General features: G+C 63.2%; 12 protein-coding genes. 6 read left to right on the forward strand and 6 right to left on the reverse strand.

The features are described from left to right. Nucleotides 1–13 precede the first annotated feature (13 nt). On the reverse strand, nucleotides 14–757 hold the full coding sequence (locus tag BLS41_RS25265; RefSeq protein ID WP_074769797.1) for an ArsR/SmtB family transcription factor: 744 nt from the start codon (nucleotides 755–757) through the stop codon (nucleotides 14–16). Nucleotides 758–893: 136 nt separating this feature from the next. Here BLS41_RS25265 and BLS41_RS25270 point away from each other — a divergent pair, with 136 nt between their 5' ends. Together BLS41_RS25270 and BLS41_RS25275 are read left to right on the forward strand one after the other, a co-directional pair. Further along, a complete protein-coding gene (locus BLS41_RS25270) occupies nucleotides 894–2,285 on the forward strand; it encodes an MFS transporter (RefSeq protein WP_074769799.1) in 1,392 nt (463 codons plus the stop codon). Nucleotides 2,286–2,924: 639 nt separating this feature from the next. Next, nucleotides 2,925–4,085: a porin gene (locus BLS41_RS25275; RefSeq protein ID WP_074769801.1), complete on the forward strand. Its 1,161-nt coding sequence runs from the start codon at nucleotides 2,925–2,927 to the stop codon at nucleotides 4,083–4,085. A 136-nt stretch (nucleotides 4,086–4,221) separates the two neighbouring features. On the opposite strand, the gene BLS41_RS25280 is transcribed toward BLS41_RS25275, so the two are convergent. Further along, a complete protein-coding gene (locus BLS41_RS25280) occupies nucleotides 4,222–5,103 on the reverse strand; it encodes a LysR family transcriptional regulator (protein WP_074769803.1) in 882 nt (293 codons plus the stop codon). Between the two features lie 121 nt (nucleotides 5,104–5,224). Between BLS41_RS25280 and BLS41_RS25285 the strand changes: the two genes are divergently transcribed. Both BLS41_RS25285 and BLS41_RS25290 read left to right on the forward strand, forming a co-directional pair. Further along, entirely contained in the window at nucleotides 5,225–5,977 is a 753-nt protein-coding gene (locus BLS41_RS25285; RefSeq protein WP_074769805.1) for a TerC family protein, read from the forward strand. Between the two features lie 75 nt (nucleotides 5,978–6,052). Then, nucleotides 6,053–6,352: a TFIIB-type zinc ribbon-containing protein gene (locus tag BLS41_RS25290; RefSeq protein WP_074769807.1), complete on the forward strand. Its 300-nt coding sequence runs from the start codon at nucleotides 6,053–6,055 to the stop codon at nucleotides 6,350–6,352. Between the two features lie 39 nt (nucleotides 6,353–6,391). Here the strand turns inward: BLS41_RS25290 and BLS41_RS25295 are convergent, their stop codons facing one another. From BLS41_RS25295 to BLS41_RS25310, 4 genes are read right to left on the reverse strand one after another with little or no spacing between them, the layout of a single operon-like run. Then, complete coding sequence (locus BLS41_RS25295) at nucleotides 6,392–7,012, reverse strand: DUF2894 domain-containing protein (protein WP_074769809.1); 621 nt, start codon at nucleotides 7,010–7,012, stop codon at nucleotides 6,392–6,394. Then, the gene (locus BLS41_RS25300) at nucleotides 7,005–7,652 is read right to left on the reverse strand and encodes an OmpA family protein (RefSeq protein ID WP_074769811.1); all 648 of its coding nucleotides are present in this window, start codon (nucleotides 7,650–7,652) and stop codon (nucleotides 7,005–7,007) included. The genes BLS41_RS25295 and BLS41_RS25300 overlap by 8 nt, the downstream gene beginning before the upstream one ends. After that, the gene (locus tag BLS41_RS25305) at nucleotides 7,649–10,528 is read right to left on the reverse strand and encodes a DUF802 domain-containing protein (RefSeq protein WP_074769813.1); all 2,880 of its coding nucleotides are present in this window, start codon (nucleotides 10,526–10,528) and stop codon (nucleotides 7,649–7,651) included. The genes BLS41_RS25300 and BLS41_RS25305 overlap by 4 nt, the downstream gene beginning before the upstream one ends. A gap of 10 nt (nucleotides 10,529–10,538) precedes the next feature. Beyond that, entirely contained in the window at nucleotides 10,539–11,336 is a 798-nt protein-coding gene (locus BLS41_RS25310; RefSeq protein WP_074769815.1) for a DUF3348 domain-containing protein, read from the reverse strand. 257 nt (nucleotides 11,337–11,593) lie between these two features. Between BLS41_RS25310 and BLS41_RS25315 the strand changes: the two genes are divergently transcribed. After that, entirely contained in the window at nucleotides 11,594–12,826 is a 1,233-nt protein-coding gene (locus tag BLS41_RS25315) for an NAD(P)/FAD-dependent oxidoreductase (RefSeq protein ID WP_074769817.1), read from the forward strand. Nucleotides 12,827–13,270: 444 nt separating this feature from the next. Next, entirely contained in the window at nucleotides 13,271–15,520 is a 2,250-nt protein-coding gene (locus BLS41_RS25320) for a TonB-dependent receptor (protein ID WP_074771175.1), read from the forward strand. The last annotated feature ends 3 nt before the right edge of the window (nucleotides 15,521–15,523 follow it).

Genomic DNA, 15,523 nt, shown 5'->3' on the forward strand with positions numbered 1-15,523 from the left:
TGTGCTCCGTTGGTTAATCGTGTGCCTGGGGTGACTGTAGGGCTTCCTCCCCTGCCCGTTCAATCGACTCCGGCGTCAGTCCCAGTTGCTCCCGCAATCCGGTCCAGCCGTCCGGCGTGATCTGCACTTCCCGCGAGGCTTTCGCGCGACGCAGCCATCCCTTCGAACACAGCAGGTCGAGCAATCCTACGCCGAGCGGCCCGGCAAGATGATGACGCCGCTCGGTCCAGTCGAGGCACTGACGCGCGATCCCGTGACGGCCGGGCCGCAGCGCGTCGACATCGAGCCCCATGCCGGCAAACCACGCCGACCCCGCCTGTGTCACGTCGAACGTCTTGTCGCTCGCGGGCATAAGGAAGCCGCGCTCGATCAGACCGAGCGTGATCGCCACCCCCGCCTGCCCCGCCAGATGGTCGTAGCAACAGCGCGCGAGGCGCAATTTCCGGGCGTCGCGAGTCGGCGCTTTACGGCGGACCGGCCGCCTCGCGCCAATCGACGCAAGACTTTCGAGTGCAACCGCAACCTGCGGGTCGGCGAGCCGGTAGTAGCGGTGGCGTCCCTGCTGTTCGACCGCGAGGAGGCCGCCGTCCAGCAACTTCGCGAGATGGCTGCTCGCGGTCTGCGCGGTGACACCGGCGGCGTGCGCCAGTTCGCCCGCCGGCAGCGCGCGGCCGTCGGCCAGCGCCATCAGCATGGCGGCGCGGGCGGCGTCTGAAATGAGAAAGGCGGTAGCGGACAGGTTCGGCTGCGCATGCATGACGGTCTCCGTGATATCGGATCGAGCATAGCGCCATTGAACGCGGCACGTTTCGATACGTGTCGAAGCATCGTTGCGCGTGCGTCTCCAATACTCCGGCAGACACGAGTCAATTACACGCGGGGAATTCAGGCAGATGAACAACGACCGGCAGCAACGACGGGTGTTACTTGCGACGAGCATCAGCTACGTGATCGTCATTCTCGATACGTCGATCGTCAATGTGGCGCTCGAGCGGATCGCGACCGGCCTCGCGGGCAGCGTCGCCGGTTTGCAGTGGGTGGTGAACGCGTACACGCTGAGCTTCGCGAGTTTGCTGCTGAGCGGCGGGACCCTCGCCGACCGGTTCGGCGCGCGCGCCGTCTATATGGCCGGGCTCGCATCGTTCACGGTGGCGTCCGCGTTATGCGGGGCCGCGCCCAGCCTCGCCCTGCTGATCGCGGGCCGGGTGTTGCAGGGCGTGGGCGCCGCATTGCTGGTGCCCGCATCGATGGCGCTGATCAACCAGAGCTGGCCGGATCGGCGGGAACGTGCTGCGGTGTTCGGCCTATGGGCGGGATTCGGCGGCGTGGCGATGGCGGCCGGGCCGCTGCTGGGCGGCGTGCTGATCGGTTTGAGCGGATGGCGCGGCATCTTTCTGGTCAATGTTCCGGTTTGCCTGGCGGGCTTGGTGATGGCGTGGCGAGTCCGACCGCGCGCTGTGCCCGAAGCACCCCGCCACGTCCCGCGTACATTCGACCTCGCCGGGCAATTAGCGGGCATCGCCACGCTGGCATTGCTGAACGTGTCGATCATCGAGGCGCCGGTCTACGGATGGCATTCCGCCGCGCTTGCCGGATGTGTCGCCGCAACCTTGGGCGCCGGCGCGCTATTCGTCGCGATCGAAACCCGCCGCACGCACCCCATGCTGCCCTTCAGCCTGTTCCGGCAGCCGCTGTTTTCCGGCTCGGTGATCGCGTCGATGGTGTCGGCGTTCACGTTTTATGGGCTGCTTTTCACGCTCAGCCTCTATTTGCAGCAACAGCGCGGCTACACGCCGTTGCGCGCCGGGCTGGCGTTTTTGCCGCTCACCATCGTGGTGCCGGTCGGCAGTCTGCTGTCGAAGCGCGCGGTTCAGTGGCTCGGCCCGCGATGGCTGGTCGCTGGCGCTTTCGTGCTGGCCGCCGTCGGCTTTCTCATGCTGACGACGGTCGGCCCGGCGGCGCCGTATCTGATGCTGGCACTGCCGCTGCCCGCGATCGGCCTCGCCGCGAGTCTGATCACTCCGGCCACGACCGCAGCGTTGATGGGCTGCGTCGACGGCAATCGTGCGGGAGTCGCGGCGGGCGTGCTGAACGCGGCGCGTCAGACCGGCGCGGCGCTGGGCGTGGCGATCTCGGGCGCGTTGATCGCGACTCGTCCGTCGATACTGGACGCCATGCAGGCCGTCCTGCTGATCGCCGCCGCGATGTCGGCGATAGCGGGCGCAATCTGGTGGCATGCGTCGACGCAATCCGGCTCAACGATCCGCGGAATAATTCGTAAGTAGCGCGCGCTGTCGCCGCAAAATGCGGACTAATTGCGTAAAAAATCAGCATTGGAATGACTGGAATCCCGGCATTGATTTCGACCATCGCTTTACAAAAGCAATTCCAGATTCCGTCGATATTCCGATCATTATTTAATTACATTAACCTTTCTTTAATATTTCAAAATAAATGGCGAGTTAAGCCGCCTTGACGAATCACTTCAGGTTTGATTTGCCATTCAACATCCCGCATTCGATACAAAACCCACGTCTTCATGCGAAATTGTGTCGTAAGAACGTCACAGAGCCCTCCCAGCATGCGATCGAACGCGGTAAGCTTCGGGCCCTCAATGTTTCTTCCGCGCCACGGGTTTATTTTTTCCGGCACCGATTTTATTTCCACCGCCATATGATTGCGCTGTCACTTTTCGCATCCGGCTGAGCGTATCTGCATCGCCGATTTTGAAAAACAAGGCAGTCGACCGGCGTGCGCCATTGACCAGTCATTGGAATGGCTTGCACGCAATAATCGCAAAAATATAACCCTCGCTATTGCGACATTCGCAACAACGATTGCGAATCTATTGCATGCGCGTGCGTGGCGTTGTTGAACAAGCTACTGAATCCATCAATCACCGTTTAATCACGGAGCTAACAAGTATGAAAAAGTGTCTACTCGCGGCAGCCCTGTGCGGCGCCTTTACGATGACGGCGCATGCGCAGAGCAGCGTCACCCTGTACGGCCTCATCGATGCAGGATTCGTGTACACCAACAACCAGCAAGGCCACGCTAACTACCAGCTCGGCAGCAGCTCGACGCAGAACACGGTGTTCGGCCTGAAGGGCTCGGAAGATCTGGGTGCCGGTCTGCACGCGATCTTCAAACTGGAGCAAGGCTTCAATCTGAACAACGGCTCGCAGGCTTTCGCCGGTAGCGCATTCGGCTCCCAGGCATGGGTTGGCCTGCAAAGCGACGCGTACGGTACGGTCACGCTGGGTCGCCAGTTCGACGTGATGAACGACACGGTCGGCCCGCTGACGTCCGCGTTCAACACGTGGGGCGGCAGCATCGCGGCGCACCCGTTCGAGAACGACAACCTGGCGGCGAACTCGGTCGTCATCAACAATTCGGTCAAGTACGCGAGCCCGGTCTACCACGGCGTCACGTTCGAGACGATGTACTCGTTCAGCAACCAGGCTGGCGCGTTCGCGGACAACCGCTCGTACGGTTTCGGTCTGTCGTATGCAATGGGTCCGGTGAACCTGGCTGCCGGTTACCTGCAACTGAACAACGCGGGCAGCGGTTCGGGCGCGGTCACGTCGAGCGACACGAGCGCGAACTTCATCGCCGAACGTCAGCGTATCTGGTCGCTGGGCGGTAACTACACGTTCGGCCCGGCTACCGTCGGCCTCGTGTGGAGCCACTCGCAGATCGACAACGCGTCGGGCGTGTTCTCGTTCGGCACGGGCACCTACCTCGGTTCGGGCGACACGTCGTCGGGCACGCTGGGCGGCTCGCTGCGCCTCGACAACTATGAAGTGAACGCGAAGTACGAACTGACGCCGGCACTGAGCGTGTCGGGTGCGTACACGTTCACGCATGGTGCGTACAACGGTTCGTCGCCGGGCTGGAACACGGCAATGCTGCAAACGGATTACTCGGTCAGCAAGCGCACCGACTTCTATCTGGAAGGCGTGTATCAGAACGTGCACGGCGCGCCGGCGGATTCGGTGCTGTCGCATGCAATGCTCAACACGCTGTCGCCGTCTGCAACGAACTCGCAGGTCGCTGTGACCGTGGGTATGCGTCACGCGTTCTAAGCAGGCTTGTGATGCACGTCTGATTGCGTGGCTTCAGCGCCGCGCAATCAGTGCATAAGCGGTAAAGACCTATGCCCGGCTTCGTCCGGGCATAGTCCATTTTCAGACCATCTTTCACATAGCGCGCCCGGCACGATCACGAACGTGCGGCGGCCAGCACCTGAGACGCGAGCCCATGATGCTGCCCGCGCCGCGACCGGATTGCGTGAACCTCTTCGATCACGCCCTCCGCGCGACCCAGCAACCGCAAACCTCGCAGCAGCGACAGGTCTTCCGCGCCCAGTTCCGCGAGCGGAAACACGCCCAGCCCGCGCGCGGCGAACACGGCCATCAGCGCACTGTCCTCGAATTCGCCGACGATGCGCGGCCGGATGCCCTCACTCTCGAACCAGCGGTCGAGCCGCGCCCGCAGCGCGCCATGGCGGGTAGGCAGCAGCACCGGCAGACTGGCCAGGCACGCTGGAAAACCGGCGCGCGCGGCCTTGCGCACGATGTCCGCCGGGCCGTACCAGTCAACCGGCGAACCCGCAATCCGCTGGCTCGTCACGCGCAAATCCGCGTTATGCGGTGCAGGCTGACAAGCCAGCACCAGATCCAGCCGATGCAGCGCCAGCTCTGACATAAGCTGCGCATGTTCGCCTTCGTGACACAACAGCCTCAGCGACGGCGTACCGAGCACTGGCGCAAGCAGCGCATGCGCAGCGAGTTTTGAAATTCCGTCCGACAGACCTACCGCGAGCCGCGCCGCGCCCTCGCCGCCCGCCTCGCGCATCTCGTCGAGCAAGGTTTCGCCCAGCTGAAAAATCTGCTCCGCGCGATTGAAGGCCGTCTCGCCGGCCTCGGTCATCGTGACGCCTCGTCCCGCCGGCTTCAGCAATTGACGCCCAATCGATTTCTCCAGTTCGCGCACCTGCGCACTGACCGTCTGGACCGCCACGTCGAGCCGCTCGGCGGCGCGCGCGAAACCGCCTTCCTTGACGACGATCCAGAAATAATAGAGATGACGATAGTTGAGCATGCCGCTGACAGTTCGCAAAAATCGATATGTCATTCAGCTTATCACTGATTTATTCGAAGCTTGCCCGGGACGAAGATAGCGGTTCCGTGACATTAACCGCACCGGCTTCTATAACAATCCCATGGACTCCTTACTCGCCCTGATGGCCGACCCCGCTGCGTGGGCAGCGCTCGTCACGTTGATCGTGATGGAAATCGTGCTCGGTATCGACAACCTGATCTTCATCTCGATCCTCAGCAACAAGCTGCCCGAGGCGCAACGCGCGCGCACGCAGCGCATTGGCCTGATGCTCGCGCTAGTGATGCGGCTTGCGCTGCTCGGCACGGTCGCGTGGATCGCGCAGCTAACCGCGCCTGCTTTCTCGCTGTTCGATCACGCGTTTTCGTGGCGCGATCTGATTCTGCTCGGCGGCGGTCTGTTTCTGGTGTGGAAGGCAACGAGCGAAATTCGCCACCACGTCACTCATTCGGACGAGGCTGCCGATAAAGCAGCCTCCACGGTTCAGTTGACGGTCGCGGCGGCCATCGGCCAGATCATCGTGCTCGATATCGTGTTTTCGGTCGACAGCATCATCACGGCGGTCGGCATGACCGAGCACATGCCGATCATGTTCGTCGCCGTCATCGTCGCGGTGCTGGTGATGCTGTTCGCGGCGCTGCCGTTGTCGCGCTTTATCGATCGCAATCCGACCATCGTGATGCTGGCGCTCAGCTTCCTGCTGGTGATCGGCATGACGCTGATCGCCGATGGTTTCGGCACTCACGTGCCAAAGGCCTACATCTACGCGGCCATGGCGTTCTCCGCTTTCGTCGAGTGCATGAACATGCTGGTGCGTCGCGCGAAATCGAAACGCGCGGCGAGTGGCGGCGAATGAATGGCGCATGAGCGATTAGTGAATGACGCGCTCAGGCCGAGCGTTTGAAGTCTGGAATTTTCAAGGAGCGTGACGATGAAGTGCCCCGTTTGTACAACGACCGATCTGCTGATGACCGAGCGCCGCTCGATCGAAATCGATTATTGCCCGGCCTGCCGGGGCGTGTGGCTCGATCGCGGCGAACTGGACAAGCTGATCGCGCAGGACGCGGGAAATGGGGATACGCCCGCCGCGTCACGCGCGGGCCGCGACGAGCACCAGAATCGTGGACACTCATACGAAGGCGACCGCCATCGCGGGTATGACGATCGCCGCGCGGATTATCGCGGGCACAAAAAGAAGCGCTCGATTTTCGACGTGTTCGACTTCGACTGATTCTGGCGAAGTGTCTGCGGCGGCTTCGCGCAATCGCCGCTAGCGGGCTTTGCTTCGGCCGCTTCGGCCGGTAGTTCCAGAACGAGGCGTTTCTTTGGCTGCAGGCGCGCCGCCGTTCATCTGCTCCATCCACGACAAAGTGTCGACGTACGACATGAACTGCTTCAGATACCCCGGCGACAACTCGCTCATCAACGAAAGCGCGCGATGCACGAGGCTGCTTGAATTGAGCGGCCCCGCGTTGCCGGACACCGGCGCGAGCGACTGGCGTATCTGTTTCTCGCTGCGTACCCGGGACCAGACACCTCGGAAGTAATCGAGTTCAGGCAGTTCGGGATAGGCGGTGGATCGGTGCGTGTTGCTCGCGAGTTGCCTGACCAGGCCCGCGAGCGATTCCGATTCGGCGGCGGCGCGGTCCGCCACCTTCGCATCGGGCGTTGCGCGCGCCACGTCAGCCGAATACGCGTGAATCAGCTTCGCCACGCGCTCGTCGAGAACCCGCCGTGCATCGCCTTCGTGGGCAGCCGCGCGCCGCTCCAACCCCACGATCAATTGAAAACGCACCGGGTTCAGACGATCCGCACCGCACTCGCGCCACGCGTCGAGTGTCGCTCGGGCGTGCCGCGCGACGTCGGCGAAATCGACGTTATTGCTATTCACCGGACTTCACCGTTGCAGTCGATGGCCGAGGCACCGGCGCAATTTCCACACGACGGTTTTTCGCCCGCCCCGGTTCGTCAGTATTCGAACTCACCGGCTGCCCGGAGCCGAACGCCGCCGCGAACAGCGACGACGCTGGCACGCCCGCGTCGATCAATTGACGCGTGACCGTCAACGCGCGCTGTGCCGAGAGCTCCCAGTTGTCCGCGAAGCGGCGATTGCCTTCGCGCAAACGCTGGTCGTCGGTAAAGCCGCTGACCATCAGAATCTGATCGCTGGCCCGCAAATACGCGGACAGCGGTCCAGCCAGGCTCTTCAGCAGATCGCGCCCTTCCGGCTGTAACTGCGCGGAATTCAGCGCGAACAGCACATTGCCGCTAATGCCGATGCGTCCATTGACCAGGGTCACGCGCCCCGCCGCCAGCGGTCCGGCCAGCGCCTGCTCCAGCGTCTTGCGGCGCTGCGTTTCCGCCTGACGCTGCTTGACCTCCTGATCGAGCTTGTTCGATAGCTCCAGTTGCACGCCGATCACGCCGACCAGAATCAGCACAAACGCGCCCAGCAGCACCGACATCAGGTCGCCGAAAACCGGCCAGATCGGCGCGCCCGGCTCCACGCCGCCGTCGATTTCCTCGCTCATACCGCATCAACTCCGGCGGACGAGCGTTGGCGGGCGAGGTGCTGCAAATCTTCGACGATCTGCTTCTGCGACATCACGCTCAGGTCGACGACTTCACGCGCCTGTGCGACGTAATACGCGAGTTGTTCGTCGCTGCGCGCAAGCGATTTGTCCAGCGCGGTTTCGATGAGTTGCAAATGGGCGACGAGTTTGTCGTTCGATTCGCCGAACATCTGCACGGAGGCACCGAACGCTTCGCCGAGGCTCGCGACTTCGACCGCGCTGCCCGTCACCTGCGCGGCGACCGCGCCGAGCTTGCCGGTTTCGAGTTCGACATGATCGGTGAAGCGCGTGCCCACGCGTTCCAAAAGATCCGCCGATGTCGCGACCAGCGCATCCACGGCCGTGCGTTGCTCGCCGGATGCGTGATTCACTGCATCGAGCAAGGTCTCAAGCGTTTCGAGAAGACGGCTGCGCTCCTGCAACATCGCGGTATCGCGGACCATGCTGTCCGACAGTTTCTGACGCAGTTCGGCGACGACCTCGGCGGCGGCCTTCGGCGCTTCCGACGCCGCTTGCACCAATTGGCCGATTTCAGCGATGGTGTCGCTGGCGTGCGCCTGCGTTTGCGCTGAGATATCGCGTGCGGTTTGCGCCAGCGTCTCGCAGATTTCCTGCTGACGTTGCGCGGTTTGCGTGCCCGCTTGCGCCCACTCTTCGCTCAGCGTTGATGCCATCGAGCCGAGCTTGTCGGTCCATGCGGCCAGGCGCTCTTCATCGCGCGAGGCAATTTCAGCGTGCAGATTCGCTGCGGCCTTCGGTGCCTCAGCCGCTGCATCAACCAGGCGGTTGATTTCGGCAATCGTGTCGCTCGCATGCGCCTGCGTTTGCGCCGATATATCGCGCGCGGTTTGCGCCAGCGTTTCGCAGATTTCCTGCTGACGTTGCGCGGTTTGCGTACCTGCTTGCACCCACTCTTCGCTCAGCGTGGTGGCCATCGAACCGAGCTTGTCGGTCCATGCGGCCAGGCGCTCTTCATCGCGCGAGGCAATTTCAGCGTGCAGATTCGCTGCGGCCTTCGGTGCTTCAGCCGCCGCGTCAACAAGACGGTTGATTTCGGCAATCGTGTCGCTCGCTTGCGCCTGCGTTTGTGCCGACATATCGCGCGCGGTCTGCGCCAGCGTTTCGCAGATTTCCTGCTGACGTTGCGCGGTTTGCGTGCCCGCTTGCGCCCACTCTTCGCTCAGCGTGGTGGCCATCGCGCCGAGCTTGTCGGTCCATGCAGCAAGGCGCTCTTCATCGCGCGACGCAATTTCAGCGTGCAGATTCGCTGCAGCCTTCGGTGCTTCAGCCGCCGCATCAACAAGACGGTTGATTTCGGCAATCGTGTCGCTCGCGTGCGCCTGCGTTTGCGCCGACATATCACGCGCGGTTTGCGCCAGCGTTTCGCAGATTTCCTGCTGACGTTGCGCGGTTTGCGTACTCGCTTGCGCCCACTCTTCGCTCAGCGTTGTGGCCATCGAACCGAGCTTGTCGGTCCATGCGGCCAGGCGCTGTTCATCGCGCGACGCCAGTTCGGTCTGCAAGTCCACATGCGACTGACCGACCCCACGCAGCAACGACGCCGAGTGTTGCTCGAAAGTCGCCGCTGCCGCTGCCAACGCCTGCTGGTTATCCAGAGCCAGCTTTTCGCCCGCGCGTTCCTGACGCGATAGCGCGTCGTTCCACGCCTGCGACACATTGCCCGCCGTCGCATCGAGCCGCGCGGACACGCCGTCCAGCAACGCCGCCGAACGCAATTCGAACGCTTCGGTGACACGCTCCATCGAGCCGCGCCAATGCCCGGCCAATTCCTCGCTCGAACGCTGATGCCCGGCCAATGCGTCGCTCCAGATCCCGGCGACTTTGGCCGCGGTCGCGTCGAAGCCGCTCGACAATCCGTCGAGTTGTCGCTGGACGGCTTGCGAGACCGCGCCGTGCAACGCCTCGGTCTCGCGCGCGAGACCCGCCATCGTGGCTTCCATGACCGGCTGCAACGCGGCGCTGGCAGCCCTCGCGCTATCGGCGACGCTGTCCTTCAGCGAGCGCTCGACCGAACCTGCCAGGCGCGTATAAACCGCCTCCGTCTTGCCGTGGAAGGCTTCCTGGCTCGCCAGTTGCCGCTCGTTCAGCGCGAGACTTTGCTGTTCGATGACGGTCATCATCGTTTGCAGACGATCGACCAGCGTCGGCATGACCTCGGCCTGGCGCTGCATCAGCTTGAAACTTTCCTCGCGCTGATGCGCCTGCGAATAGATGCGCAAGTTCGTCGCGATCTTCAGGTCGAGCGCCTGCGCGGCGTCGAGCCGCGCACGGCGGCACAGCGCCGACAGCAAACCCAGCATCGCCGATGTCGCAACGCCCGCAATCGAGGTGCCGAATGCAAAACCCAAGCCCTTGACCGGCGCGGCCAGCGACGCGCGAATCGCCTGCAGATCGGTCGCGCTTTCGAGCGCGAGGCCGGTGCCGCGCAGCGTCGCGACCATCCCGAGCAGCGTGCCGAGCATCCCCAGCAACACCAGCAAGCCGACGAGGTACGGCGTCAGCGCCGGTCCGGGCAGCGCCACGCGCTCGCCTTCGACCCGCAGTCGCACCGCGTTGCGCAGGCTCGGGTGCAAAGGTTCGAGCCACGCGGAAAGACTCGCGGGCGGCGCGGAGAGTCCGTCGACGGCGCGCGTCAGCGTGGTCGTGGCCTGACCATAGCGGCGCAATTCGAGCGCACCCGCCAGATAGCAGACGACGATCAGCAGCGTGACGGACAGCGCCAGCGCGTTCGACCCGACATAGCTGGCGGCAATCCAGCACGCAGCGGCCAGGCCGGCCAGAAAAACAACGAAATCAATACGATATCTGGACATAGTGTTCCAGTTAGCGGGTGCGAAGAGCTGCGAGCAACCCTTCGACCGGTTGTAAACGAACTTCCAGTTCGGCCAGCAGGACGCTCTGCATATCCTTGCGGAAAACGTCCAGCCACGCGTCGGGTGCGGTTGGCGCAGGCGGCGCACTCCGGGCGGCGGGCGCAGCGTCTTTGGCGGCATCGGCCTGACCAGCGTGTTCGGGATCGTCGACGATCGCGGCCGCCTTCTGACTCGCGTCGCGCAAACGCTCGAAATGGCCCGCGAGCAGACCGGGCACCGTCGCCAGCAGATTCCGCTCGCGCTCGCCCAGCGCGCGCTCCATCACGGCGTCCACCACCGCCAGCCGGGCCATGGCGGGCGTTCTGGTGGCGAGCATCCCACGCAGACGGCCGCGTAGATTGCCAACGGCCGTTTCCATCGACTGCTGCTGCGCAAGATAGCGCTGACGGAACACCGCGTAGTCGGCCGGCGCATCGGTGGAAACGACGTGAGCCGACGCCGGCCCCGCCGCGCGCCGCTTCGACGCGACCAGCACGCTGTCGTTGGCGATGGCCTTGCCCAGCAACGACCGCACGCGAAGACATTCGTCCTCTTCGACGCGGCCGAACGCCCGCGCGTTGGCCGGGACCGCAGGCGGCTTACCGCTCAGCGCCGACGACAAAGCAATCGCGTCGGTCCAGCCGAGCCACTGGCTCAGCCGGTCCGACAGCGACTGCCGGGATTCGGGAACATCGACATCCGCCAGACGGGCCAATAAGCGAATGAGGGCCGGGCCACTGAGCGCTGTGCGCTGGGAAGCTTGCAACATAGCACCGGAGGCAAAAAAGTCAGCAGTTTACACGCTGGCGAGGTGGGTGCCGCTGTGGTTTGATCTGGCGGGTATTTTGACGGTGCTTCTGGACCCGATCGAACCGCAATCCGAGGCTGGTTCGACGGCTCGCGACAGCACGTGCAAACCCGAATCCCGCGCGTTTTTGCAGCAGGTACGATGCACCTGCAGCAAGCACTTAACAGCACCATTCCAGGCGAGGCAACGTGACACCCGACGTGACCCAGACAGGCAGCATGAAATTCGATACCGTCGTGCTCGGCGCGGGCATAGTCGGCGTCTGCGTGGCGCTGCATCTGCAGAAACGCGGCCGCCAGGTTGCGCTGATCGACCGCAAATTGCCCGGCAACGAAACGTCGTTCGGCAATGCAGGGCTGATCCAGCGCGAAGGCGTCTATCCGTATGCGTTTCCGCGCGGACTCGGCACGCTGCTGCGCTACGCGCGCAACCAGTCACCAGACGTTCGCTACCACGCCGACGCGATCCTCAAGACCATGCCGTTTCTGTGGCAGTACTGGCGCAATTCGCATCCAGCAAAACACGCGGCAATCGCGCGCTCTTATTCCACGCTGATCGAACATTGCGTGAGCGAGCACCGCGCGCTCGCCGCCGATGCCGGTGCGAGCGCGTTGCTGCGTCCGATCGGCTGGATCAAGGTGTTTCGCACCGACGCGGTTCGGGATGCCGAGACGCGGCTCGTCGAACGATGGCACGACGAATACGGCGTCGAGTTCGACGCCCTCGATCCCGCGCGCCTGCAACAGATGGAACCCGCTCTCGACACGAGTTTGCGAGGCGGCTTGTGCTATACGGCATCCGATTCGGTCAGCGATCCGAATGCGCTCGTCACCGCGTACGCGAAATATTTCGAGGCGCTGGGCGGCCGCTTCTTTATCGGCGGCGCCGACACATTGCGCGAGGGCTGGCAGGTCGATACGGAAGCGGGAACGATCTCGGCGGAATCGGCAGTCGTCGCGTTGGGGCCGTGGTCGGACCGGCTGAGTGCGCAACTCGGCTACCGCCTCCCTCTCGCCGTGAAGCGCGGCTACCACATGCACTACGCGCCGCGCGACGGTGCGCGCCTGAATCACCCGGTGCTGGATGTCGAAAACGGTTATCTGCTGGCGCCGATGGCGCGCGGCATCCGGCTTACCACTGGCGCGGAAATCGCTCATCGCGACGCGGTCAGGACGCCCGTGCAACTCGCGGCGGTCGAGCCGGTCGCGCGCACGCTGTTTCCGCTAGGCGAACGTCTCGACGACGAACCGTGGATGGGCCGCCGCCCCTGCACGCCGGACATGATGCCGGTTATCGGGCCGGCGAAAAATCATCGGGGCTTGTGGTTCGCCTTTGGTCATGCGCATCACGGATTGACGCTGGGGCCGATCACGGGCCGCCTGCTCGCGGAAATGATGACGGGTGAAGAGACGGTGGTGGACCCGTGGCCGTTTCGGGTGGAGCGGTTCTAGCGCGCGTTTTGCGCGGCGGCGGACGGCTCACGCGGGACATCGTCGAACTGTTACATCCCGAAAGGAAAGGTCAATTTTACGGACCCGGATCGGCCCGAAGCAGTGGTCGATCCTTACACTTTCCTCGTTTTGCGTACCCCGATTTGTTGCATTACATCAACACAGCGGGTGCATTCTCGATGTTATGTAGTCGCCACAAAATGATCAAAACAGCGCGCAAATAACATAATAATTACCCTAAAACACACCATCACAATCACAAAATCGGCTTTCCCAACCCATCGCCACCACCCCATCTCGAGTTTATTCATTGAGAACGCTTCTCAATTACAACGTGATTGAATAGAATGCGCCTCGCAATCACTTTGTAATAAACATGGAATGGCCGGGTAAGGATTTCTCATGTCCGCTCGACCTTCTTTTTGAAACTCGACGGGGATGAAAATGAAGTTGCGGTCCGACGATCCGAAGCTCGGCAAAATCAGCACGACCCTTTGCAGCATGCTCGCTGCCGGGCCGGCTCTCGCTCAAAGTACCGCGGCCACCGCGCCGCCCGACAGCGAAGGCCAGCTCGTGCCGATCGCCGTGCAAGGCCAGTCGGACGACGCCTTCAAGACCGACCACTCGTCGTCGATCAAATTCACCGCGCCGCTGCTGGATACGCCGAAATCGGTGACGGTCATCCCGCAGGAACTGATCCAGAGCACCGGCGCCTCGACGCTGACCGAAGCGCTGCGCACCGTGCCGGGCATCACGTTCGGCGCGGGCGAAGGCGGCAATCCGCTCGGCGACCGGCCGTTCATTCGCGGCTACGACGCGCAGGGCAGCACCTTCGTCGACGGCATGCGCGACGTCGGCGCGACGACTCGCGAAGTGTTCAACATCCAGAGCGTTGAAGTGACCAAGGGTGCCGATGGCGCGTTCGGCGGCCGGGGCGGCGCGGGCGGCAGCATCAACCTGATCACCAAGGCTCCGCATCTGGGCAATTCCGCCGACGGCAGCGTGGGCCTCGGCACCGACCGCTACCGCCGCTTCACCGCCGACGGCAACTGGCAAGTGGCCGATCACGCGGCGTTCCGCCTGAACGTGATGAGCCACAACAACGACGTGGCCGGCCGCGACGCCGTCAACAACGAGCGCTGGGGCATTGCGCCGTCGTTCACATACGGCCTCGGCACGCCCACCCGCGTAACGACGAGCTACTACCATCTGCAAACGGACGACCTGCCCGACAGCGGCATTCCGTACTTCTACACGACGACCAACAAGCCGGCCAACGTCAGCACCATCTACCCGGCCGACGTGAACCGTCACAACTTCTACGGCCTGATCGACCGCGATTTCCGCAAGACCACGTCCGACGTCGGCACGGTGCGGATCGAGCACGACATCAACAGCAATCTGTCGATCCGCAACACCACGCGCTACACGAAGTCGACCCAGGACTACATCTGGACCCAGCCCGACGACAGTCAGGGCAACGTCGTGAACGGCATGGTGTGGCGCCGCGCAAATACGCGTGCCAGCGACGTCTACAGCCTCGCCAACCAGACCGAACTGTACGGCGACTTCAACACCGGCTTCCTGAAGCACAGCTTCACGACCGGCATCGAAGTGTCGCGCGAAACCAGTGTGAACGACTCGTACACGGTCGCGGCGGCAAGCGGCGCGATCTGCAAGACCAACGGCATCGGCGTCGCGTCGGGCTATAACTGCACGAGTCTGTACTCGCCGAATCCGAACGACCCGTGGGCCGGTTCGGTCAAGCAGACGAACGATCCCAGCGAGCAACGCACCGTCACCAAGTCGCTCTATGCGTTCGACACGATCGAGCTGACGAAGCGCTGGCAAGCCAACGTCGGCCTGCGCGTCGACGATTACTCGACCGATTTCCGCAACACCGTGGCCAACGGCGCGGGCCGCGTTTCGCGCGACGACACGCTGTTCAACTACCAGCTCGGCCTCGTGTTCAAGCCGGCATCGAACGGCAGCATCTATACGTCGATCTCGACCTCGTCGACGCCGGCCGGCGCGTTGCTCGGCCAGGGTAGCGAAACGCAGTCGCTGACGCCGGGCCGTGGCGGCATCGGCGCGAACGCCGCCGATCTCGCACCGGAGAAGAACCGCAGCATCGAAGTGGGCACCAAGTGGAACGTGCTGGACAACAAGCTCTCGCTGACGGGCGCGCTGTTCCAGATCGACACGACCAACGCGCGCGTCACGTTGCCGGACAACAGCTACGCGATGGTCGGCAGCAAGCGCGTGCAAGGTTTCGAATTCGGCGTGGCGGGTCAGTTGACGAACAAGTGGCAGGTGTTCGGCGGCTACACGTACCTGAAGAGCCAGTTGCGCGACAACGGCAAAACGACGACCGACAACGGCCACCAGTTCCCGAATACGCCGAAGAACAGCATCAGCCTGTGGACCACGTATGAAGTTCTGCCGAAGTTCACGATTGGCGGCGGCGCGTTCTACATGTCGCAGGTTTATGGCGACACGGCGAATCTGCGCGCGGTGCCGGCTTACTGGCGCTTCGACGGCGTAGCGACGTATCGCGTGAACAAGCATGTCGATCTGCAACTGAACGTGCAGAACATGTTCAACCGCACGTACTACGACCAGGCTTACGCGTCGCACTACGCGTCGATCGCACCGGGACGCTCCGCGTTCCTGACGCTGAACGCCCACTACTAAGCA

The sequence above is a fragment of the Paraburkholderia fungorum genome (assembly GCF_900099835.1).
Classification (GTDB): domain Bacteria; phylum Pseudomonadota; class Gammaproteobacteria; order Burkholderiales; family Burkholderiaceae; genus Paraburkholderia; species Paraburkholderia fungorum_A.

Excerpts from the sequence above, each read along its gene's own strand:
- BLS41_RS25265 (WP_074769797.1), bottom strand. The coding sequence starts at position 757 with ATGCATGCGCAGCCGAACCTGTCCGCTACCGCCTTTCTCATTTCAGAC.
- BLS41_RS25310 (WP_074769815.1), bottom strand. The coding sequence starts at position 11,336 with ATGTTGCAAGCTTCCCAGCGCACAGCGCTCAGTGGCCCGGCCCTCATT.
- BLS41_RS25305 (WP_074769813.1), bottom strand. The coding sequence starts at position 10,528 with ATGTCCAGATATCGTATTGATTTCGTTGTTTTTCTGGCCGGCCTGGCC.
- BLS41_RS25280 (WP_074769803.1), bottom strand. The coding sequence starts at position 5,103 with ATGCTCAACTATCGTCATCTCTATTATTTCTGGATCGTCGTCAAGGAA.
- BLS41_RS25315 (WP_074769817.1), top strand. The coding sequence starts at position 11,594 with ATGAAATTCGATACCGTCGTGCTCGGCGCGGGCATAGTCGGCGTCTGC.
- BLS41_RS25275 (WP_074769801.1), top strand. The coding sequence starts at position 2,925 with ATGAAAAAGTGTCTACTCGCGGCAGCCCTGTGCGGCGCCTTTACGATG.
- BLS41_RS25320 (WP_074771175.1), top strand. The coding sequence starts at position 13,271 with ATGAAGTTGCGGTCCGACGATCCGAAGCTCGGCAAAATCAGCACGACC.
- BLS41_RS25285 (WP_074769805.1), top strand. The coding sequence starts at position 5,225 with ATGGACTCCTTACTCGCCCTGATGGCCGACCCCGCTGCGTGGGCAGCG.
- BLS41_RS25300 (WP_074769811.1), bottom strand. The coding sequence starts at position 7,652 with ATGAGCGAGGAAATCGACGGCGGCGTGGAGCCGGGCGCGCCGATCTGG.
- BLS41_RS25270 (WP_074769799.1), top strand. The coding sequence starts at position 894 with ATGAACAACGACCGGCAGCAACGACGGGTGTTACTTGCGACGAGCATC.
- BLS41_RS25290 (WP_074769807.1), top strand. The coding sequence starts at position 6,053 with ATGAAGTGCCCCGTTTGTACAACGACCGATCTGCTGATGACCGAGCGC.